Origin of the sequence: Nostoc sp. EspVER01, from assembly GCF_034530635.1 — a bacterium.
In the GTDB taxonomy this organism is placed as follows: Bacteria; Cyanobacteriota; Cyanobacteriia; order Cyanobacteriales; family Nostocaceae; genus Nostoc.
In genome coordinates this window covers 1-22,834 of record NZ_JAVRCS010000052.1, presented here as the reverse complement: position 1 = coordinate 22,834, position 22,834 = coordinate 1, and the positions used below count along the sequence as shown (strand labels likewise).

The following is a 22,834-nucleotide window of genomic DNA, read 5'->3' as shown; positions in this document are numbered from 1 at the left end:
CCCCAATCTCTAGAAAATGAGCAGAATACTATTAATTATCACATAACCGACATATAGCAATCTTGAATGATACAGACGCTAGGAGCACACAGATATGTTGTGCGCCCCTAACCCCTACTAATTGTTTTGACTCCAAGGAATTGCAAACAGCTATAACACTTCCCAAACTAAAAAGTTGCTTGCTCTTTAATTTTTGACTATTACCAGTGCCTTCATTTCCGCATTGAGCAGAGGTTGATGATAATTTTTTTGGAGGTCTGGCACAGGTTTTCCATCTACAATAACTTTGTAGATTTTTGCATAGCAGTTGCTCGGTAAATTGTCAATAATTCTTGTTTTAAATGCAGCAGGACTATAAGTTCTAGCAAAGCCTTCATATGCACCCCATCCAGCAAAGCTTGCAGTATTGTCAAAAATTGTGATTGCTTTGTCAAAATTGGGCTTCTGAATCCGTTTATTGTTCCAGATTTCTGCATATTCGTTAGTTAAAAATAGCGGTGCAATGACAAGTTTTCTGCCAACTTTCAATAAACGTACTGCCTCTTTAATAAACTTAATATCCAAATCATCTCGAAAATGCTCAAAAGAGTGATGACAGCTAATTCCATCTAAAGATTCATCTGGGAGAGGGATCGCATCAATAGAGCCACCAATGTACTTAATTCCATCTGTGACTTTTCCGTCCAATAAAGAGTCTTGACAGTAAGCATTCAATTTGAACTCCGAAACTGCCATTAAAGCCTTTATATATTCAGCTTTTTCACCACCAGCAGCATCAAGTATTTTATCACCCTCTTTCAAATCTAACAGAGTCATTGTCGTCAGATATTCAAGTGGCTTGGAATGGATATAATCAAGCTGATTATATTTACTCAGTACATCTGAATTTATAAAATCCCTATAATCTTTTTCAGAAAAAGATAAATTGTTTATTTCTGTCTGTGCTTTTCCTATTTCCGAATCATTTGTGGCTCGTAAAATTTTATTAACTTCTAAATTATTGAGACGTAAATCTGTCAGAAAACGCCACTTTTTACTGTTTAAAAACCTACCCAATCGACCTAATATATCTAATTTGCTAGTCACCATACTTTCACCCCGTGTTTTTATTGATTGAAATGAAACTCTAAATTATTACGATTGAATCCAAAAAATCAAATTTCTGTTTTACCGAATAAACACAAACACTTACACGTAATTATAAAGGTACATTATCCTATCTCAGTAAAATCTACTTGATGAAAAATAGTTTTTACAAAATCTTCATTTTGTCTCTAATTATATAAAATTAATGTAAAGTCATAATCTGATTTTTTGGATAATTTAGGCGAACCTTATAAAACCCAACTACGTTTGTAACATCAGTCTTCTACTCTAAACTACAGTTTCGTCGTTAAGGCTGTTGCCCTTTTAAGACTTCATTTAGAAATGTCTATCAAACTGACTCAAGCGTAACCATAAACATTCAATAATGTAAACTTTTGTTACAAATACCAAATTTTTGATGCATTTTGTTATAAGTTGTGTGTTAAGTTTTGCTAGTCAGTAATTATGCGTAAAAAAATAAATACAACAAGACAACTTTATATTCAAAGCTGAATTAGTCCAAATAAATATGCTAGAGTAATCTTTGAGGTGATATCAATCATTCTATACCTCGAAGAAGTAAAAATCTCCAATATATCTGCGATATCCATAATTAATTCAGCTGATGTATTTAGTAACCTCAAAAACTATAATATTTTTATTTTGCCTAATTGCTTGATTATTAACATCAGCGGTTTCATTTAACTACTAATAATATAAAATTGGACAACAAGTACTTTTTTTATTAATTTCTAGAGACTAAAATTGTGATTATGGGCTGCAATCAAACCTAGGTATTTCGGTAGTAACGGCACTCAAACCGACCCTGGAGGATATTTTTGATAAAGAACTTAAAGTTACTCCGAAGAAAATTGTTAAGACTAGACTAAAAAGTCAAATTCTCTTTATAAATAAAAATAGTTGAGATACCTAAATTGCCTTGTATATCTAAGATACTATCAAATTTCACCTACATCAAGTGTTCCTAACTACAAGTGTTCCTAACTATGAGTAATCAAAGCATTACAACAAATAAATTCAGTGAAATACCTTTGGATTTACGTGCATCGACATTTGTCACGGTACGTAAGGGTTCGTGGTGGTTGAGATTAACAACATTATTCTTAGTAGACTGCACTCTTTTATTTCTAGCTTGGGTTTTAGCAGCATATCAATCTAATTATGGACATTTTGATTGGTATATACCGATTCATTATTTACCAATATTAACAGCTATTGGAATTCAAATAGGATCGCTAGCTGTAGAAGGTATTTATCGAGAAGGTCAAAAACGCTATGACTATTTCAATATTATCAAATCGCTAACTTTTGCTCATGGATTAATCCTTTTAGTTAGTTTTTTGCATAAACCAGTTGTTGATATCACACGTCCAAGATTAATATTATTGCCTTGGTTGCTAAGTATATTTTTTATTTGTACTGGTAGATACGCTGTAAATATTACTCTTGAATATCTACGCAAGCAGAAAAAAATAGTTCGTTCTTCTGTTTTCATTATTTGTGATCCTCAAGATCACGAGCAGATTGCGAGTTTTATAAAAAAAGAAAAGCATTATATCATATCTGGAACGGCGAATGCTAATTCACTAGACAGATATCAGCGTCAGCAAACATTGTCTCAGCTTAATCAACTAGGAGTGACAGAAGTTTTTATATCTTGGGATGCGCTAAAAAATAGAATGTTTTTGTGCTGGTTATTTCAAGCATCTGGGATACAAGTACATATTTTACCAATGGAATTAAAACCAATTTATAAAAACGTACAATTCAACAAAATAGGTGGAATGCCTTGTCTGAGTTTGGATTGTCCGATAATTACAGGTAAAGATTTTTGGATAAAGCGTAGTTGTGATTTTTGTTTTGCGACTTTATTTGTAATGTTATTATTCCCGATTTATATAGCTATAGCTATAGCTATAAAACTTGACTCTCCAGGCACAGTATTCTACAGACAAACACGTATAGGTTTACATGGTCAACAGTTTAAAGTATGGAAATTCAGGACGATGAGGTCTGATGCGGAAAAATTACAGAAAGAATTAGAAGCTTTAAATGAAACAAAAGATGGAATTATCTTTAAAATTAAAGATGATCCCCGCATTACCCGCGTTGGAAAATTTCTCCGTCGTTACAGTTTAGACGAATTACCTCAACTTTTTAACGTTATCCTTGGAGAAATGAGTATAGTGGGACCTCGACCTTTGCCTACCAGAGATGTTGAAAAGTTTTCTGAACACCATTTTATTCGACATGAAATCTTACCTGGTATTACAGGTCTTTGGCAAGTCTCAGGTCGCTCAGATATTTTAGATTTTGAACAAGTGATTCATCTAGATATTAGCTATATCGAAAATTGGTCGCTTGGGTTAGACTTTGAAATTCTCCTTAAAACAGTTATGGTGGTTTTGAAAAAAGATGGTGCTTACTAACAGAAAAAATCCCATAGCATGACGTCTATGATTATAGAATTTACTTTCCGTATCAATCAATAAATTTATTGCAGTGTTCAGTTTAATTTAAAGCGGATTAAATTTAGATTTTTCTACATTACTGAGTAATTAGTTACTTGTTTTGTTTGAGGATACTCTCGAAAAATCTATAAGGATATATCCAACAAAAAATTGTGGTGACTCAAAATAAAAGAATTAAGCTGAATTGAGAATTATTAAGAATGGTAGAAAAGTACAAATTCATAAGTAATTCCTTCTCAATGATACTCAATCGGTTAGCACAAAGTGTTACAGCTTTTGTATTAACCGCTTCTATTGCTCGTACTCTAGGAGCTGAAGCTTTAGGGCAGTATCTACTAGCATATAGCTATTATTTTATCTTTGTGGGCATTGCTTCACAAGGGCTAAAAACATTGTTTACTAGAGAACTAGCTCGTGAGCCACAAAAAACACCAGTCTATTTAATCAGTGGTACTTGCCTACAGTTAATATTTAGTTTTTTCAGTTATGCGGCATTGGTGATTGTAGTATTTTTACTTCCCTATAGTTCCAAAACCTCGACTGTTTGTTACATAATGGGTTTAACAATCATTCCCTTTGCGCTTTCTAATATAACAGAGGCAATTTTTCAAGCGAAAGAAAAGATGCATCTGATTGCGATCGCTACAGTGCCAGTTTATATTTTACGCCTAATAATCATGATTTGGGCGATGCAACTAAAATATGGAATTGAATATTTGGGGGCGATTCTAGTTTTTTCAGAAACACTAATTTTGGTAATTGAATGGATTTTTATCGCTCGATTAGTAAAAATGCAATGGGAAATTGATAGGAGTTTTGTCTTTAATACAATCAAAAGTGCACGTACATTTTTTGCTATTGAAGCAATAGCTGTAGTAAGTGGCAGAATTCAAATACTAATTCTTTCATTGTTAGGAAATGAGTTTTTAGTAGGTTTATTTGGCGGAATAACACAATTATTACAACCCTTTATGATTATTGCTAACAGTATAGGTTTAGCAATATTTCCAAGACTTTCAAAGGCAGTAGAGCAAGGACGGGAAAAGCAGAGGCAGATAGCTGAAAATATTATCGAAATCCTACTAATCATCGCATTGCCCTTATTTCTTGGAATCTTATTATTTGGCAAAGATCTATTAGTTTTTCTCTATAATGCTAGCTTTGCTGAAGCAAATATAGCTCTTATTATAAGCGCTGCATCACTAGTTTTTTTGCCGTTTACACGCTCACTGACTTATTTACTTGTAGCCAATGGTTTCGAGATAGTGAACCTACGTGAAGTAGTTATTACCACTACATTAGGGAGCTTAGGAGGTGTGGTATTAGTTTCGCACTATAAGTTACTAGGTGCAGCTTTAATGGCATTATTAATGACTATTTCTGGTTTTAGCCAGTATATTTATTTCACCTATACTCGCCTATTTCCATTAAATTTATGGCGAATTATCCGCCGACCATTAATAATAACTGTTTTAATGCTACCTATATTAATATTATTACAAAAGCTTAACTTAGACTTTATATTAACTCTAATTATTGCGACTTGTGCCTATACTTTATTTGTGGCTTATTTAGGTATTCGTGCTTTTGGAGGGTTTCGTTTTTTATGGTTCAAATTATTAAAATCACAGTAATTCGTTTCCGATAAATTCTTATCATTAACTCATAAAAATTGATGAAATAGATGAAAAAAATAATTTAAGGTGAGGGGATAATTTTAATTATGATTAAGGTTGCTTTATTACATTTTGGCTTTGAAGATTACACCATTGAATTAGCAAACAGTCTGGTTAAATATGTTGATTTAACGCTAATTCACCCAGAAAAAGTCTCAAAGGTATGTAGCAATGTTCTTGATTCCAGTATCCGCGTAATTAGCTTTAAAAAACCACGGATTCGCGACCCACGCAACCTATTGTCCATGTACGCGATGATGCGTATTATCAAAGACATACAGCCAGATGTCTTGCACGTGCAAGAAACTAACGATCCTTGGTATGATTGGACTTTGTTACTCAACAAAATGCCGCCATTGGTGACAACTATCCACGATGTATTCCGTCACCCAGGAGATAGCATGGCTGTATTCGGTTCAGAGTATACCAGACGTATTGCCTTCTATCGTTCCCAACAATTGATTGTCCATACTCATCAACTAAAAAAGATTCTAACTGAACAATTTCGTATACCTCAAGAGCGAGTCAATGTTTTGCCACATGGGGAACTTGGTAGTTTGTATCAGCGTCGGGGCAAGGAGAATAGTCAGATTCGTGAGCCAAATACATTACTATTTTTTGGACGCATCTGGCCCTACAAAGGATTGAAATATTTACTTCAGGCTATGCCTTTAATTGCTGAACGGATACCTGAAGTCAAGCTGATTATCGCTGGACGGGGAGAAAACATCAAACAATATTTCCCTAATGGTTATGATGATAAACGCTACGAAATTATCAATGACTTTATTCCCCTTGAAGAAGTAAGTAATCTATTTCAACGCAGTACAGTGACAGTTCTACCATATATAGAAGCCTCTCAAAGTGGTGTAGCAGCTTTATCTTATGGGATGGGAACATTGGTTGTAGCCTCTGAAATAGGAGGATTAAGTGAGATAATTCAGCATAAAAAAGATGGGTTGTTAGTTCCACCTTGTGATGTTCAATCTTTAGCAGATGCCATTATTTATTTGTTAAGCGATCGCGATTTACAAGAACGTATGCAAACTGCGGCATTAGCTCGTTGTCAAGAAGATTTAAATTGGTCAAATATTGCCGCTCAAACAGCTCAAGTTTATTATAAAGAACTGAATATGCAAAATAAATATTAGTTAAACTATTATGAGGAAAATACTAATTTTTGCTGAACAGGGATTCACAATTGCGAGCTTATTGATGTATTCAGGGGCAATCTTTGTTCTTGTACTGTCAGGAGGATCAGGACAGAATGATTTAGTAGAATATGATAGCTCTGTGATACGGATTATTTTTTCTTTAATCTACGCAGTTACCATAGTACTACTAGTTTTGCGTTGGAAGAAAACTCTTTATTTACTTAGTAAAAGCTTTTTGCTTTGTTCTTTAATTCTATTGGCAGCTGTTTCTATTGTTTGGTCTTTTGAACCATCAACAACATTAAAAAATAGTTTTGCCCTCATTAATTCCAGTTTATTTGGACTATATTTTGCTTCACGATATAGCTTAAAACAGCAGTTACATTTACTTGCTTGGAACTTTGCAATTATTATAATACTTAGTTGTTTTTTTGCTATAGCATTGCCTAAGTACGGTATACAAAGCGATTTGGGTAGCTCAAAGTGGCGTGGGGTATTCACGCACAAAAACGGTCTGGGAGCAAGAATGGTAACGAGTAGTATAACTTTTTTTATCCTTGGTTATCAAAATAAAAGACGTAATTGGCTTTTTTTGGGTGGGTTTTGTTTGTCAGTACTACTTTTACTCCTTGCGTCTTCAGGTTCATCTCTAATTAATCTATTAATTCTCATATTGACATTTTTTGCTTTTCAAATTTGGCGCTGGTCATACCAGGTCATGGTACCAACCTTAATAATCATAGCTACTATCAGCCAAAGTTTATATTTTTGGTTGTCTAACGATGCTGATATCCTGTTCAGTGCAATTGGTAAAGATGCGACGCTGACGGGTCGAACAGAGTTGTGGCCATTAGTAATTGATATGATTTGGAAACATCCTTGGCTTGGTTATGGTTATGGTGGATTCTGGCAAGGATGGAGTAGCGAATCTGCCTATGTTTGGCTTGCAGCTGGATGGACGCCAAGCCATCCCCACAATGGCTATCTGGCTCTTTGCCTAGATCTGGGTTTTTTAGGGTTAGGATTATTCTTTTTAGAATTTTGGCGCAGTTATCTGCAAGGATTTGCTTGGGTGCGTAGTAGTAAAACAGCATTCGATATTTGGCCACTTTTACACATGACATTTGTGATCTTATCTAGCCTCACTGAGTCTAATTTGATGGAATCAAATAGTTTGACTTGGATACTCTATGTGGCGGCATCTCTCTCAGTCAGAATGTAAAGATGAAGTAAAAATCAGATGATTAATCAACATAGCTATAACCAGCTATTAACCGCAAATCTGATAGCCATTATGATGTAGACATACATATTTATTGTCCAACCCAGTTTCGCCAAGGATGACTATAGGTTACATAAATAAGGTATATTTTAGACTTGACAAGTGAGTGTTTTACTAAAGTAACGTTTCACGTTTCCCCTGCCTATCACCCATAAATTATGGGTTTTGACCATTTTACCGAGTGAGTGAATAATTACTTGCGAAACTAATTAAAAATTGAAATTATTATGGCATCACCGAAGAAAGTACTAATTATCGTTGAAAATCTTCCAGTTCCCTTTGATAGACGGGTATGGATGGAAGCAACTACTTTGCAAAAAGCTGGGTATGAAGTTAGCGTAATTTCACCTACCGGTAATGGCTTTGATAAAGATTACGAAATTATTGAGCAGATTCACATTTACCGTCATCCTCTACCACCGGAAGAAAGCTCTGTCATTGGTTATCTTCGAGAGTACAGTTGGGCGATTAACTGGCAATTCCGTCTAGCTCAAAGGGTATGGCGAGAGCGTGGTTTTGATATCATACATATTTGTAATCCGCCCGATTTACTTTTCTTGGTAGCAGCATGGTTTAAATTATTTCATGGTATATCTGTTATCTTCGATCATCATGACCTCAGTCCGGAAATGTATGAAGCTAAGTATCGGCGGCGCGATATTTTTTATCATGGATTACGCTGGGCTGAACGCTTGACCTATGCCACAGCAGACATGGTAATTTCAACGAACGAGTCACACCGAGAGGTAGCTCTTAAGCGTGGGCATAAGAAACCAGAGAAAGTATTTGTAGTTCGTAGTGCGCCGGATCTTTCGCGCTTTCGCCGAATGCCTCCAAACCCCAATTACCGTAGAGGCAAGAACTATTTGATAGGTTACATGGGTGTCATGGGAGAACCAGAGGGTATTGATTATCTTCTGAGAATGGTATATTACATTGTCCACAAAAAAAATCGCTCTGATATTCACTTTATGCTAATTGGCAGTGGACCTATGGCAGAAAAGCTCAAGGATTTATCTAAAGAGTTAAAAGTGAATGAGTTTGTAGAATTTACAGGGTTTAAGCAAGGTGAAGAACTTTTAGAGCGACTTTCCAGCTGCGACGTGTGTGTAGAACCTTCTCCAACATCTGCTTATAACGAAAACTGCACCATGAATAAAATCCTTGAATACATGGCAATGGGAAAAGCAATTGTCCAGTTTGATTTGCGAGAGGGAAGACGTTCTGCACAAGAAGCATCTCTTTATGCAAAGCCTAACGACGAGGTGGAATTTGCCGAGAAAATTTTGGAACTTCTAGATTCTCCTGAACGCAGACAAAAGATCGGATCTGAGGGGCGACGCAGAATGGAGGAGATTCTTGAATGGCAATATCAAGCTCCAAAACTGTTAGATGCTTATGATAAAGTTTGGCAAAGTAGGTAGTTACTTTAACTTTCAGAATTACCATATTAAGTAAGTTGAGTAATGAGTAGATGTTTATGGTCAAAAATTACAAACTGACTAAAGATCAAGTTTTTTACTTGACTTTGAAATTTTGCCTTTGGCTAAGATAGTTGATCTGACAATGAATATAGCCGTATAATATCCAAGTAAAAAATCAAGTCTTTGATCATCCAGAAATAAATTTGAATGAATATTAATGGTTTATAACTAATGCAAAAAAATCTAATGCAAAAAAAAAATTAATTGAACGTCCTGTTACTAAAGGGTTGATTTAGGGGACGGCAGTTATAGTTAGGAAGTAGTTAACTGACCTCAAATCCCAAAAAGAACAAGGTTTTTGCTCAATAAAGGTATACATACCACTGTTAAATATTTGTACTAAATGGGGACTAAATTTTTAACTTAAATAATCTATACTACGATAGAGTTCAGTTAAGCACTTGTTGCGTCTTTGGCGGTTCGTTAAAAAAATGATTTTGATAAAGAGTTAAGCTTTAAGTGAACCGTATTGGTCTATACTATATTTTATATTGTAAAATTATACATAATCAGTATTGTAAATTGCACTGGTTTGTGGCTGTTATAAGTCAATTTTGAGTTTCTTGCTTAAGACCTGTACTTTGGAAGATTTATGTCAGAAAAATCTATGGAATCTAGAGAATCTATTGATTTAGACCTTAATCGTTACTTATTGATATTGAAACGGTGGTGGGTGCCTGCTTTTAGTGTATTTGTGGCGACAGTTATTTTAAGTGCTATATCTACAAAATTTCTGAAGCCAGACTATGAAGCAGAAGGAAAACTGTTATTCAGAGTTCCCAGTTTTAAAGTAGCAGGCAATAATCTTTCCCCTGGTAGCTCTGAAGGAGGAGACTCAGGAGATTTAAAACCATTGGTAGCAACTCAAAATCCCATAAGCAGTCAGATAGAAGTTATTTATTCGCCAGCTTTGTTGCAACGGACAATAGACAAACTACAACTCAAAGACAAGGAAGGTGAACCTCTGGAGGTGAAAGCACTACAAAAAGCCCTGAACCTAAAAATTATTGGTGGGACAGATGTATTGCGTATTAGTTATAGCAGTCACGATCCTGAAGAAGCAGCGGCAGTAGTCAACACAGTTATGAGGTTTTATTTAGAAAATGATATTCTGACAAATCGCTCTGAAGCAGGAGCGACTCGTCAGTTTATGGCCAAGCAACTTCCTACGACTCAAGCTGCTGTTAATAATGCGGAAGTAGCGCTACGTATATTTAAACAAAAGCATCAGATTGCAGATTTATCCGAGGAGACAAGATCAGCTGTCGCGACTATTGGAAATCTAGACAATGAGATGAATACTGTCAAGGCTCAACTGAATGAGGTAAATGCCCAAACCAATGAACTGCGGAAGAAAGTAGAGCTAAATTCTCAGGAAGCGATCGCTGTGAGTGCCCTCAGTCAGTCACCAGCAGTACAGGGAATTCTTACACAACTCCAAGAGACTGATCGGCAGTTAGCGGTTGAGCGCAGCCGTTTTCTAGATGACAACCCTATAATTATTAACTTAGAAGCAAAAAAAACCAATTTAAAATCTCTCTTGCAACAGCAAGTTGGTCAGACTATTGGCAATCAAACACAACTTCCCCAGAGCCTATTGCAGATTGGAGAACTCAGACAAAGCCTGATACAAAACTTTCTGCAATCAGAAATACAACGTTTTGGCTTAACTCAAAGACTCTCCTCTCTATATAATTCTCGTGCTAGCTATGAACAGCGGGTGAAACTTATACCCCAGTTGGCACAAAACCAGCGTGAGTTAGAACGGAAAGTTGAAGTTGCAGAATCGACCTATCAAACTCTATTGAAAAAGGTTCAAGAATTACAGTTAGTTGAAAATACAAATACACCTAGTTCTCGAATTATTGCTCAGGCTTTAGTGCCCAAAGATCCTACATTAACCAAAAAAATAATTGTTTTGGTGCTAGGAGTAATGTTTGGTTTGTTTTTTGCAACCACAACTGTTCTCTTTCTCGCTATGAGAGATAGATCTCTAAAAACGCTTAAGGAAATTAGAGATGTATTTGGATATACTTTGCTCGGAATTGTTCCTTTGTCTGTCAAAAAGCTGCGTTCCCGTGATTCAAATGCAGAATCAACATCTCAAACAGTTGCCGTCAGGGATACTCCCCACTCTTTAACGAGTGAAATGTATCGGATGATTCAAGCAAATCTGAAATTCTTAAGTTCAGATAATTTGCTCAAAACCATTGTAATAACTAGTGCAATTCCTAAAGAAGGCAAGTCTACAGTTTCAGCGAATTTGGCAGCAGCGATCGCTCAACTAGGACGTAAAGTTTTACTAATTGATGCAGATATGCGAGTTCCTTCTCAGCATCATCTCTGGCAACTAACCAATGAAGTTGGTTTGAGTGAGGTTCTTGTAGGCCAGGCTGAATTTGAAATTGCCGTATCTAAGGTAATGGACAACCTTGATGTTTTAACTGCTGGAGTTAGACCTCCCAACCCACTTGCTTTGCTTGACTCAAAACGGATGGCATCACTCATTGAGAATTTCTCATCTCAGTATAAGTATGACTTTGTAATTATTGATGCCCCTCCACTGCTTTTGGCAGCCGATGCTTTGACTTTAAGCCAAATGACTGATGGTATTTTGTTAGTAGCCCGACCCGGAGTAATTGATTCCAACAGTGCTAATGCTGCTCAAGAGATATTAGAGAGATCCAGTTATAACGTTCTAGGTTTAGTAGTCAATGGAGTCATTGATAAAAATGAATCTAGTAGTTATCGATATCATTCTCACGAATATTTTAAACCAAGAGAGTTGACAAAAGAGCTTAAAGGACTGGCGAAGAAATAAAGCTTCTAAAAGATTATTTTAGGAGTTACATCAAGTCCGGATAAATATTTATTAATAAAGGCCGACGCAAAGACGCAAGAAGTTTGAAATAATAAGTAATTAACCGGACTGATAATTATATAGCGATCCTATATAGGATCAGGTATATCTTTACCAGTATAAGAAAAGCTATATTAGGTGCTATGGATAATTTTCTGGATGCTAGTCCGATTTCTTTAGGTATTGCCACTCCAATTTAATTGGGTTTAGTAGGGTTTTTGTTCGCCTCGAAAGTACCTCCATGCACAAAACAAAACCCTAATTCATCCAAATACTTCAGGTCTATTTCTCCAGTAGCCGCACATAATTCCCGCATCTGTATTCTGCTTTGCTTGTTTCTGCGGTCGGACGATGGCGTCTTGTTTTCGTTTGTAGCTCCTCTTCGCCCGTTTTCAATTGGGTTGTAGACAAGAAATCTGTATAAGTAAGAACTTTACCATACAACCCAATACCATACTTTTAACTACTACCGATTTTCGTATGCTCCTCTATCGGGTGCATAACCGGACACACGAGGATTGCCTAGAAAATCGGTTTTCAAACTATTCCACTTTAAACCACTATTAATTGCCGGACTTGTTGATTTCAATCTAAAGTCACGAGATGAGGCATTAACAAACTGCGGATCTCCAATCATATCGTTAGATCCTGTAATCTTGATCGTCGAATTACTGGGATAAACATTGTAGTTATAATTGACGTTGACATTTTTCATATTGCTATTCGCAGCATTACCAGGGGAAGGATACATAATGTTATTGAAAATTTTGACATCAGACGAATAACCCGCATAAATTTCGCCCTTTCCCTTTTTTTTAACTTCTGGACTTTGCTGATTCCTATATGCTGTGTTGTTGATAATATCGATACGCTGACTATCATGGGAATGAATACCTGAACCGCCATTATTGTAGGTGAGATTGTTCGCAACTAAAACCCTTCCTCTATATCCTTTTGAAACATCAACAATAATGCCATTACCATCTGAGATCGTTCCGGAACCAATCCAAGGAACGTACATTCGATTGTTGTAGCTCCTGTTATTGGTTACAAATATCTTGTATCCCTGGTTGTTGTCAGAACTCCAATTATTAAGCATGGAAATGCCACTGCAACCATGAACTGTGTACCAAGCGTTATTGTATACAGTGTTATTATCCACCTTCACATAATCAGCTTGGATTGCTGAGATACCTGCTCCTCCACAATCATGCACTTTGTTGTTCAGAATATTGATGTGATGAGAACGGCCTTTGTTTCCTCCTTCAATGCTTATGCAATTTCCGCTAGTAAGCGGATTTGATGTGTTATATTTCTGACTTAATGCATAATCACGGGTCATATTAGCATTGTTCCCTATGACCTCCAGCCCATCAATCTCGATATATGAAGCTCCATTTGAAATCACAATACCATTCCATGTATTGTGCTGAATTTTTGGTAAATGCCCAGGATATGCTTTATATTTAATCCATGCATTTGCAGTTCCAGAACGTTTAATACTTAGTACAGAACCTCTTTTGGGCCCATTCTTGTATTGCCCGTTCATAATCAGTACCGTGTCGCCAGGATTAGTAAGGTTTGCTGCCCTTTGAAGTGTCCTAAAAGCGGATGAGGTAGAGAGTCCGCTGTTTCTGTCGTTTCCGTTACCACTAACATAGTATGTTGTCGCAGTTGAAATACCACTGATCAGCTTGCGGCTAGGTAGTGGTATTTCCTGAATAGTGGATGGCTGAGGAACATCTTTAAATAAAGACTCTGTTACTCTCTGTCCTTGGACCAGACCTGTTAATGCCCAGGGAAGTACAAGAGATGCGCTCAAACTGAGAAAACCGAAACCATGAATCATCATAGGGAAAAAATAGGGTATGTTGCAAAAACTCAATCATTAACGGTTAGTAACTCTAGCCTTAGTTAATAACCCAGTATTGGATACGGTCGTATCACTGCCACTTGTAAGTTTATACACGGTTTTATAAGTTTAAACCTGCGCATTTTCGCGTAAATATGGCTGAACCACCTTTTGAGCTTGTGTTCCAAAAAATCGCAAACATCTGATAAGATCACTGAATAAAAAATATCAGTATCCAGAGTTACCCTATTCATGAACACCAAGCAACCGTAGAAATGGCGTCATTTCCAATTCGACATCATTCTACTGTGTATACGCGGTATCTGTGGTTAAAATAGTATATCTGTCATCAATTAGTTAATTTACTTAAATAATTCTTATGATAATAAGAATCACTAAATGACTAAAAAGCAGTTATTGACTGGTGTTTACAGAATCTGCTTTCTAAAAGATTCTCATTATCATAAGAAATCCGAGTACCTACAATAAAGATTTCAAAAGTCTATCAATGCACATTATGAACTTATAGTGAGAGTTTTAAAGTTTACAGTATTTCTCTATGAGTAATATTACTTAAAATTATTATAATGACTAATGACGGATATATAGAAGTAGTCAGATAGCTTAGAATATTGGCAAATCATAAGAGAGCGGCTATAGCAGACTTATCGTAACAGTATGAAGCTGCTATAAAACACAATTTGCAAGAAGCGATGCCTTGTGGAACATCTGCTATGTTTAACTTGCTTTTGATTAAAGGATAGTGCAATTTTAGGGACGAAGACGGTTGACCAACGCCCCCAATTTGCATCTATCTCTTAAACTAGAGTCCGAATAAGTTCAAAAGATTAAAGATAACACCTAGAGGTCCAGTTATAGTGTTGACGGTATCGCCAGTCTTAGCTGAACCAGATCGGTTGACAACTACAACGTCATTATTGCGGAGTATAGGATTAGTTTGCTCATTAATCCCAGCGGAGAAATCCACTTTTACTATACGTTTAGTGACAGAACCATTAGGGTTCAGGCGAATCAAATCAACAGCACTACTACTAGCTCTGGCATCATTAAATCCGCCAGCGGCGAGTATAGCTTGATTTAAAGAGCTATTTGGCTGAACGTCTGTTAGACCCGGTTTTTTAACTTCGCCTACCACACCAACCTGAATTCGTGTAGGAGACAAAGTAGTGGTAGCTAATTGAGTAGCTTCTGCGGGGTTAATTTCAGTTGCCGTCGGAATAACAATCGTATCTCCGTCTTGCACAATAATGTCTTGATTGGCATCACCACTCTGTAACAGTTGCCAAAGATTAATATCTATAGATTGTTCTGAGCCAGTTCTTGTAGGTCGGCGTAGCTTGAGATTACGCACATCAGCTTGTGCTGTAATTCCGCCAGCTAATTGAATTACCCGTGTCACATTTGGTAAACCATTGGGAGTGGTAGTACCACTGTTAGTGGTTGTGCCCCCCTGTGCATCTGCGTTGGCTGGGGTGACAAGATACGAACCAGGACGGTTAACTTCACCAATAATTGTTACTGTGCGGGGTGTGGTTTGACTGGCGGCAAAGTTGGATGCAAATATATTACGAGATTCTGCCACGTTGAAGTTGGTTGCTGTTGGCACAACTATAGTGTCTCCATCCCGCAAAGTAATATCCTGCGATAACTTCCCTGTTTGAATGAGTTCTTTCAAATTGAGGGTGACAGCTTGCTCTGAAGAACGTCCTATTCTACGCCGTAATTGAACTTGAGTCACATCCGCAGCTAAAGTCACTCCCTGCGCTGTTGTTAATGCAGCTAATACAGTGGGGTATTGTACGCCTGGATTGTTCCCGGCGCCTCCGCTCAAGCTTAGAGTGTAAGCTCCAGGACGTGTCACCTCTCCAGCAACGAAAATATTAATGGGACGAGGCGATAACAGATTGACTGAGATTAAGGGGCGTTTGAGGAAGCGAGCATATCTTCTAGCTATTTCGTCAGAAGCTTGTTCAGTTGTTAGCCCTAATACCGATACACTGCCAATTAAAGGTAGGTTGATTGCTCCACCAGGGGGAATTTGGTATTCACCTGTATATTCAGGTACTTCAAATACATTTACACGAATGAGATCGCCGCCTCCTAATGAATAATTAGTATCTAATAGTGTTTGTGTGGTTGGTGGTTGTGTAGTTGGGGGTAATGGTTGTCCCTGAGCTAGACTGGCAGATGACACAGCGGCATTGACAGCAGTTAACAAAGCCATACCTACAGCTGGCTGAATTAGGAATTTAGACAAACTTTTGTTAAGCATATTTACCTGAGACTCTGAAACTACGATCAATAAAGTACTGTCTAAACATTTTTATTTTGACTATACCTAAGTATTCAAGTTCCCCGACACTCTTATTTTCCTAGAAAAGTGTGATTTTCCGGAGGAAATTTGTTTATTGAAGTTAAATTTTTAGTGAAGTTAGCTTAAAGTTAATGTTGCTTGAATAGAGGAATATCAAAAAATATAGGATTTACGCAAATAAACCCAGTTTCTACAATAAATTGTTTGTTAGCTAACAATCAAGTAGTGACGAATAAATTTTTATTGTCAAAGTTAATTTGATGACATTTAAAATCTGCGATGAGTAGTAAGGGACTACTGAAATTAGGAACAAGTTCATTAAATAAATACAAATAACCTTGAAAAGATGTCGAAATTTTATTTTTTTTAGGTTGTGTTGGGCAAAGAGAACTCAAAAATGCAGAATTTTGGGTTTTCTTCTTCAACCCAGTCGACAATTTACTATTTGGCAACAAGACTAATTTAATAAGTTGTTTTTTCTTTGGATTTGTTGAATAAAAAATTCTTCTAGAGAGTGACGTGATAAGTTCATGGCGATAATTTTACCTTCCATGAGACGAAGACTGGCAAGAAAATCATAGTAATCATCTTGTAGTGTACCGTGCCAGGAACCATCAGGCTCAAATATGAGGGTGGGTATCCATTTTTTGAGAATTTCCCAGTCACCACCTTGACCTTTTACTTGATATGTGTTCCTACCGCCTAAGAGTTCATTGAGCGAACCAGAGCAAATTAGTTCACCTTGAGCGAGGATGGCAATGCGATCGCAAATCTGTTCTACTTCACTCAGAATATGGCTATTAAAAAAAATTGTCTTACCAGCGGCTTTGAGCGCCAGAATAATTTCCCGCATTTGGTAGCGTCCCACCGGATCAAGCCCAGACATTGGTTCATCCAGAAAAACTAAATCTGGCTCGTTAATTAGTGCCTGTGCCATCCCAACACGCTGTAGCATTCCTTTGGAATAGCGGCGCAGCAGTTTTTTACGGGCATCGGCTTGGGATAAACCGACTAATTCCAGCAGTTGGGGAATGCGTTGGCGTTGGACACTCTGGGGAATTTGGAATAGTCCAGCGGCTAGCTGCAAAAATTCCCAGCCAGTGAGATAGTCATAGAGATAGGGATTTTCTGGTAGATAGCCGATATGTTGCTTAACATTGCGATCGCCTATGGGTTTACCCAACAACGATCCTCGTCCAGAGGTGGGATGAATAATTCCCAGCAATAATTTTAAAAGGGTGGTTTTGCCAGCACCGTTTGGCCCCAGCAACCCAAAGGTTTCGCCTTTGTAAACCGTTAAAGAACAGTTTTTGAGAGATACGACTTTTTGATTTAGCCAAAAACCGGTGCGATAGACTTTTCGCAACTCAGAAGTTAGGACTACTGGCGGAGTGTCTGTCGTATTAAGTTGAGAATTAGGGTCATCTGCAACAGACTTCATCTCGGTTAAATCACTATTTATCAGCTTGGTATTAATTAAAAATTACCCGGTAGGCTGATAATAACCATCAACAACTTGTGTGTCAATTATCGCGAACTGAGGACTGGGGAAGAAGCAAGGGAGCAGGGGAGGCAGGGGAGCAGAGAAGTTGCAGTAAGTTTTTTCCCCTCTGCCCCTCCGCATCTCTGCCTCTTTTCGATGCCCAACCTCCAATGCCCAATTTGACTCCTTTTCATAGAACTCCCTTAGAACTGGGAATTAAGCCAGCACGTCGGGGATCAATTTCCACCGCCTGGCGTGTTGCTCTTGCAAAAGCTTTAAATGTCGCTTCAATGATGTGATGGGAATTAATGCCATCCAGTTGCCGAATGTGCAGTGTCATCTGGCTATGGTTTACCAGTGCCACAAAAAATTCTCGCACCAGTTGAGTGTCATAGGTTCCTACCCGCTGAGTAGGAATTTGCAAGCCGTAGCTGAGGTGAGGCCGTCCAGAAAAATCTAGCGCTACCTGAACTAAGGCTTCATCCAGCGGTGCAAGAAAATTACCAAAGCGGACAATACCTTTTCTGTCGCCTAGTGCTTGGTTAAAAGCTTGCCCTAAAGTAATGCCTACATCTTCGTTGGTGTGATGATCGTCAATTTCCCAGTCTCCCTTGGCTTGGACATCTATATCAATCAGCCCGTGGGAGGCAATTTGATGCAACATGTGATCCAAAAACGGAATACCTGTTGCTGCTGTACAAGTTCCTCTACCATCCAGGTTGATGGTGACTTGCACATTAGTTTCACCAGTGGTGCGGTGAACAGTGGCAATGCGAGGGGTTTGGGTTAGGCGATCGTAGTTTGAATTAACTTGGCGATTGGTTGTTTGCATGGGGAGTGGAAAGAGTTAGGAGTTAGGAGTTATGAGTTAGGAATTAAGAACTATGAGTTATGAGTTATAAATTTTTAACTCTTAACTCCTCATTCCTCACTCCTAACTTTCTTACTCCTAACTCCTAACTTTATCGCGTCACATTCCCATAATTTCATATCCTGCATCTACATAGAGAATTTGTCCGGTAATTCCACTGGACAAATCACTACACAAGAAAGCCGCAGCGTTGCCCACTTCTAACTGAGTGACGGTGCGTCGTAGGGGAGCTACTTCTTCTACATGATGAATCATATCTAAAATCCCACCCACTGCTGAAGATGCCAAGGTACGGATGGGGCCTGCGGAGATGGCATTCACGCGAATATTTTGCGGCCCTAGTTCAGCAGCTAGGTAACGCACACTCATTTCTAACCCTGCTTTGGCAACTCCCATAACATTGTAGTTTGGGATTGCTCTGACACCGCCTAAATATGTCAAGGTGACGATACTACCTCCCTCTGTCATCAAAGGTTTGGCTGCACCACTTAACTGCACCAGCGAGTAGGTACTAATTTCTAAAGCGGTGTTGAACCCAGAACGAGAGGTTTGGCTAAAATCTCCACTTAAATCGTCTTTGCTAGCAAAGGCTAGACAATGGATGAGGATATCTAGCTTTCCCCACTGTTCGCGGATTGTCTCAAAGGTAGATTTAATTTGGTCTTCATCTTGGACATTACAGGGAAGAAACAAGCTGGGGTTGAGAGGTTCTACCAACTCCGCAACTTTTTTCTCCATCTTGCCGCGTTCATCCGGCAGGTAGGTAATGCCCAGGTTTGCTCCAGCTTTGTGCAGTTGTTGGGCGATGCCCCAGGCGATCGAGCGGTTATTGGCAATACCTGTAACAAGGGCATTTTTTCCAGTCAGATTTAGCATAAAAATTGTTAATGCGATCGATCATTAGGAGCATACTAGAATCTGAGGCACGTTTAGTCTTTGTTTTATACAGGATTGACAAAAATGAATATTGATAAGGGTGTTTGCTGTGACAAAAATCTTGATTTTTTATAAAGATATTCTCAAGATATCTTTATTTGTTCTTCAAAAAACCTTTTGAATACAGCTATTGGAACTACTTATCAACAATTAGTAGCTGAAAGGATCAAGAATTATGTATCATTGTAAACAAAGAGTTATGAAGAGATTAGTTTGAGTATAGGAAAGTACAGAAAGGTTGACGGTGCTTTATTCATTTTTCGGGTGTATTCTTAGGTAATCAGTTTTTGTTTTTCCGGCATTGGGTAGGGGAAGGGAGATGATCGTGACACAAGATAAAGCCCTAGCAAATGTATTTCGTCAGATGGCGACCGGGGCGTTTCCGCCAGTTGTGGAAACGTTTGAACGCAATAAAACGATCTTTTTTCCTGGCGATCCTGCCGAACGAGTTTATTTTCTTTTGAAAGGTGCTGTTAAACTTTCCAGGGTGTACGAGGCAGGAGAGGAAATAACGGTAGCGTTGCTGCGGGAAAATAGTGTTTTTGGTGTATTGTCATTGCTGACAGGAAATAAGTCGGATCGGTTTTACCATGCGGTTGCATTTACGCCTGCGGAATTACTGTCAGCACCAATTGAACAAGTGGAACAAGCACTCAAGGAAAATCCAGAATTATCAATGTTAATGCTGCGAGGTCTGTCTTCGCGCATTTTACAAACAGAGATGATGATTGAAACTCTTGCCCACCGAGATATGGGTTCTAGGTTGGTGAGTTTTTTGTTAATTCTTTGTCGGGATTTTGGCGTTCCTTGTGCAGATGGGATCACTATTGATTTGAAATTATCTCATCAAGCGATCGCAGAGGCAATTGGTTCAACTCGTGTTACCGTTACTAGGCTATTGGGAGATTTGCGTGAGAAAAAGATGATTTCTATCCACAAAAAGAAGATTACTGTGCATAAACCTGTTACCTTAAGTAGACAGTTCACATAAAAACAATTGGAGAAAGGGGAATAGGCGCGTGTTCTATTTTGAAAAATGACACTAATAGCTAGAGGTAAATCTAAAATTGAATAATTTCAGCTATTGCCAATTTCCACTTCTTTCCAGAGAATACTTAAAAGTAGTAGGCTGTATCTGGAAGGATTTCGGTAGCTAAAGATGACCACCGGATACATCCTCATCGCAGCAATTTTGATTCTGGGAGGCGTAATTGCCACCGTGGGCGATCGCATCGGCACACGAGTTGGCAAAGCCCGCCTCTCACTTTTTAAGCTTCGTCCGAAAAACACCGCGGTACTAGTAACAATTTTTACTGGTGGTTTGATTTCAGCATCAACTTTAGGGATTTTATTCGCTGCTGACGAAGGTTTGCGAAAAGGAGTCTTTGAGTTAGAAGATATTCAAACAGACCTCAGACAGAAACGGGAACAGTTAAAAACCGCAGAAACTCAGAAAAGTCAGGTAGAGGGTGAGCTAAACCAAGCAAGAATTGCCCAAGCAAAGGCACAACAGGACTTGCAGGCAATTAATCAATCCTTGCAGGCGGCAAATGCCAAACAAAGGCAAACACAAGCTCAGTTAAACCGCACCATTAGTCAACAAGCCCAAACTCAAACTCAACTCCAACGCACTCAAGGTCAGCTAGGACAAGTTGTAACTCAATACCAAAAAGCCATAGCTGAATTGCAAAGTGTTTATAACCAGAGAAAGGAACTACAGGCGGCAGTTGAACTATTGAAGACAGAACGTCAAAGACTGTATGCGGAAGCGAAAAAAGCCATTGACGAAGCTAAAACAGCAATTGAAAAACGCGATCGCGAACTTGCTAACCGTCAAGAAGCTATAGAAGCGCGCGATCAAAAAATTTCCCAACTGGATCAACTAATTCAAAAACGGAATGTAGAAGTTGCAGCACGAGAGCAAGTGATTGCCAAGCGGGAATCTCGCCTCAAAGAGTTGGAAGCACAACAGGAGCAACTAGAACAGGAAGTTGCAAGGCTGGAAAAATATTATCAGTCCTACCGCGACCTGCGTCTGGGTAAGCTAGCCTTAGTTCGTGGTCAAGTTCTGTCCGCGGCTGTAATTCGTGTTACCCAACCTGCTGCTGCTCGTCAGGCCGTGATACAACTTTTACAAGAAGCGAATCGCAACGCCAACCTGGAATTAAGTGAGCCTGGTGCAAATCCTGCCAATGTAGAATTACTGCGTGTGACCCAGGATAGAGTTGATCAATTAAGCAAGCAGATTGGCGATGGTAAAGAATACGTCGTGCGAATTTTCTCTGCTGGTAATTACGTCAGGGGAGAAAAGCAGATAGAATTTTTCGCCGATACAGCCCAGAATCAACTGGTTTTTTCGGGAGGCGCGGTGCTAGCCACGACTACTGCTGATTCCAAGACTATGACATCTTATCAGTTACAGCAGCGGCTAGAAATACTGATTTCTGCTTCCCAATTTCGTGCCCGTAATGCCGGAATTGTCGAAAATGTGCAAGTAGAGGGGACTTTTCTGCGTTTTGTCAGCCAATTAAGACAGTATAATCAACTCTTGGAGATCAAAGCGATCGCAGCAGAGGATACTTATACAGCCGGGCCATTGAGAGTAAAATTGGTGGCAATAGTCAACGGAAAAATTATTTTTAGTACTTAAAAAATTATTTGCACGCTGTTATTAGTAAGATTTAAACATATTGAACAACAGCCAGAATAGTTGCTGTAGCTGCATTTTTATTTAGCAGACACTACGCATAGCAAGATCCCTGTAAGGGTACATTTCTAATTTTTAATTTTTAATTTATTATGAATTTCCGCGAATTTTCAGCAACGCAGCCAGTCATATTGGGGTTTGATCCAGGTCGAGATAAGTGTGGTTTAGCGGTGATGGGACTCGATCGGCAACTGTATTATCATCAAGTCGTGCTAGCAAAAGAGGCGATCGCTAGCATCGAGACATTGCGTCAAAAGTTTCCGATCTCTTTGATGGTCATGGGCGACCAAACTACAGCCAAACAGTGGAGACAGAAATTATATCAAGAATTGACAGAACCGTTGAGTATTATTTTAGTGGATGAGCGCTACACAACCTTAGAAGCACGCGATCGCTATTGGCAAATGTTCCCGCCCAAAGGGCTAATCAAGCTATTACCACAGGGTCTACGACAGCCTCCAAGACCCATAGATGACATCGTTGCCATCCTCTTAATCGAAAGATACTTAAATCGCCTCACAGAATCAACACTAAGCAGTCAGGAGTGAGGCATTAGATCATTAACTCCTAACTCCTAACTCCTAACTCCTAACTCCTAACTCCTAACTCCTAACTC

At 38.4% G+C, this 22,834-nt stretch carries 15 protein-coding genes; 9 read left to right on the top strand and 6 right to left on the bottom strand.

Annotated elements, in window-relative coordinates; genetic code table 11:
• Positions 1–186 precede the first annotated feature (186 nt).
• Positions 187–1,089, bottom strand: a complete 903-nt coding sequence (locus RMX69_RS27125; protein ID WP_289795789.1) for a methyltransferase domain-containing protein — start codon at positions 1,087–1,089, stop codon at positions 187–189.
• Positions 1,090–2,093: 1,004 nt separating this feature from the next.
• Here RMX69_RS27125 and RMX69_RS27120 point away from each other — a divergent pair.
• From RMX69_RS27120 to RMX69_RS27095, 6 genes are all read left to right on the top strand, one after another.
• Positions 2,094–3,536, top strand: coding sequence for a sugar transferase (locus RMX69_RS27120; RefSeq protein ID WP_322639265.1), 1,443 nt, complete (start codon positions 2,094–2,096; stop codon positions 3,534–3,536).
• Positions 3,537–3,778: 242 nt separating this feature from the next.
• Positions 3,779–5,212 (top strand): oligosaccharide flippase family protein, encoded by a 1,434-nt coding sequence (locus RMX69_RS27115; protein WP_289795791.1) that lies wholly within the window; start codon positions 3,779–3,781, stop codon positions 5,210–5,212.
• Between the two features lie 89 nt (positions 5,213–5,301).
• Positions 5,302–6,405, top strand: coding sequence for a glycosyltransferase family 4 protein (locus RMX69_RS27110; RefSeq protein ID WP_289795792.1), 1,104 nt, complete (start codon positions 5,302–5,304; stop codon positions 6,403–6,405).
• Between the two features lie 10 nt (positions 6,406–6,415).
• Positions 6,416–7,630, top strand: a complete 1,215-nt coding sequence (locus RMX69_RS27105) for an O-antigen ligase family protein (protein ID WP_289795793.1) — start codon at positions 6,416–6,418, stop codon at positions 7,628–7,630.
• A gap of 287 nt (positions 7,631–7,917) precedes the next feature.
• Positions 7,918–9,114, top strand: a complete 1,197-nt coding sequence (locus RMX69_RS27100; RefSeq protein ID WP_289795794.1) for a glycosyltransferase family 4 protein — start codon at positions 7,918–7,920, stop codon at positions 9,112–9,114.
• Between the two features lie 652 nt (positions 9,115–9,766).
• Positions 9,767–11,995: a GumC family protein gene (locus tag RMX69_RS27095; protein ID WP_289795795.1), complete on the top strand. Its 2,229-nt coding sequence runs from the start codon at positions 9,767–9,769 to the stop codon at positions 11,993–11,995.
• 505 nt (positions 11,996–12,500) lie between these two features.
• Here RMX69_RS27095 and RMX69_RS27090 read toward each other — a convergent pair.
• The 5 genes from RMX69_RS27090 to fabI form a co-directional block, all read right to left on the bottom strand.
• Entirely contained in the window at positions 12,501–13,886 is a 1,386-nt protein-coding gene (locus tag RMX69_RS27090; RefSeq protein ID WP_322639264.1) for a right-handed parallel beta-helix repeat-containing protein, read from the bottom strand.
• Between the two features lie 823 nt (positions 13,887–14,709).
• On the bottom strand, positions 14,710–16,179 hold the full coding sequence (locus tag RMX69_RS27085; RefSeq protein ID WP_289795797.1) for a polysaccharide biosynthesis/export family protein: 1,470 nt from the start codon (positions 16,177–16,179) through the stop codon (positions 14,710–14,712).
• Between the two features lie 499 nt (positions 16,180–16,678).
• Positions 16,679–17,662, bottom strand: a complete 984-nt coding sequence (locus RMX69_RS27080; protein WP_289795798.1) for an ABC transporter ATP-binding protein — start codon at positions 17,660–17,662, stop codon at positions 16,679–16,681.
• 232 nt (positions 17,663–17,894) lie between these two features.
• The gene (gene hisB / locus RMX69_RS27075; protein ID WP_322639263.1) at positions 17,895–18,536 is read right to left on the bottom strand and encodes an imidazoleglycerol-phosphate dehydratase HisB; all 642 of its coding nucleotides are present in this window, start codon (positions 18,534–18,536) and stop codon (positions 17,895–17,897) included.
• A 138-nt stretch (positions 18,537–18,674) separates the two neighbouring features.
• Positions 18,675–19,451, bottom strand: a complete 777-nt coding sequence (fabI, locus tag RMX69_RS27070; RefSeq protein WP_289795800.1) for an enoyl-ACP reductase FabI — start codon at positions 19,449–19,451, stop codon at positions 18,675–18,677.
• 379 nt (positions 19,452–19,830) lie between these two features.
• On the opposite strand from fabI, the gene ntcA reads away from it, so the two are divergent.
• From ntcA to RMX69_RS27055, 3 genes are all read left to right on the top strand, one after another.
• Positions 19,831–20,502, top strand: coding sequence for a global nitrogen regulator NtcA (gene ntcA / locus RMX69_RS27065; RefSeq protein WP_017652326.1), 672 nt, complete (start codon positions 19,831–19,833; stop codon positions 20,500–20,502).
• Positions 20,503–20,670: 168 nt separating this feature from the next.
• Positions 20,671–22,161 carry a DUF3084 domain-containing protein gene (locus RMX69_RS27060; RefSeq protein ID WP_289795801.1) on the top strand — a complete coding sequence of 497 codons (1,491 nt, stop codon included), beginning with the start codon at positions 20,671–20,673 and terminating at the stop codon, positions 22,159–22,161.
• Between the two features lie 149 nt (positions 22,162–22,310).
• Entirely contained in the window at positions 22,311–22,766 is a 456-nt protein-coding gene (locus RMX69_RS27055; RefSeq protein ID WP_289795802.1) for a pre-16S rRNA-processing nuclease YqgF, read from the top strand.
• Positions 22,767–22,834 lie beyond the last annotated feature (68 nt).

Bases quoted from the DNA above. Each gene is read 5' to 3' on its own strand.
- RMX69_RS27055 (WP_289795802.1), top strand. From the start codon at position 22,311: ATGAATTTCCGCGAATTTTCAGCAACGCAGCCAGTCATATTGGGGTTT.
- ntcA (WP_017652326.1), top strand. From the start codon at position 19,831: ATGATCGTGACACAAGATAAAGCCCTAGCAAATGTATTTCGTCAGATG.
- RMX69_RS27090 (WP_322639264.1), bottom strand. From the start codon at position 13,886: ATGATGATTCATGGTTTCGGTTTTCTCAGTTTGAGCGCATCTCTTGTA.
- RMX69_RS27085 (WP_289795797.1), bottom strand. From the start codon at position 16,179: ATGCTTAACAAAAGTTTGTCTAAATTCCTAATTCAGCCAGCTGTAGGT.
- RMX69_RS27100 (WP_289795794.1), top strand. From the start codon at position 7,918: ATGGCATCACCGAAGAAAGTACTAATTATCGTTGAAAATCTTCCAGTT.
- RMX69_RS27095 (WP_289795795.1), top strand. From the start codon at position 9,767: ATGTCAGAAAAATCTATGGAATCTAGAGAATCTATTGATTTAGACCTT.
- RMX69_RS27120 (WP_322639265.1), top strand. From the start codon at position 2,094: ATGAGTAATCAAAGCATTACAACAAATAAATTCAGTGAAATACCTTTG.
- fabI (WP_289795800.1), bottom strand. From the start codon at position 19,451: ATGCTAAATCTGACTGGAAAAAATGCCCTTGTTACAGGTATTGCCAAT.
- RMX69_RS27115 (WP_289795791.1), top strand. From the start codon at position 3,779: ATGGTAGAAAAGTACAAATTCATAAGTAATTCCTTCTCAATGATACTC.
- RMX69_RS27110 (WP_289795792.1), top strand. From the start codon at position 5,302: ATGATTAAGGTTGCTTTATTACATTTTGGCTTTGAAGATTACACCATT.
- RMX69_RS27060 (WP_289795801.1), top strand. From the start codon at position 20,671: ATGACCACCGGATACATCCTCATCGCAGCAATTTTGATTCTGGGAGGC.
- RMX69_RS27125 (WP_289795789.1), bottom strand. From the start codon at position 1,089: ATGGTGACTAGCAAATTAGATATATTAGGTCGATTGGGTAGGTTTTTA.
- RMX69_RS27080 (WP_289795798.1), bottom strand. From the start codon at position 17,662: ATGAAGTCTGTTGCAGATGACCCTAATTCTCAACTTAATACGACAGAC.
- hisB (WP_322639263.1), bottom strand. From the start codon at position 18,536: ATGCAAACAACCAATCGCCAAGTTAATTCAAACTACGATCGCCTAACC.
- RMX69_RS27105 (WP_289795793.1), top strand. From the start codon at position 6,416: ATGAGGAAAATACTAATTTTTGCTGAACAGGGATTCACAATTGCGAGC.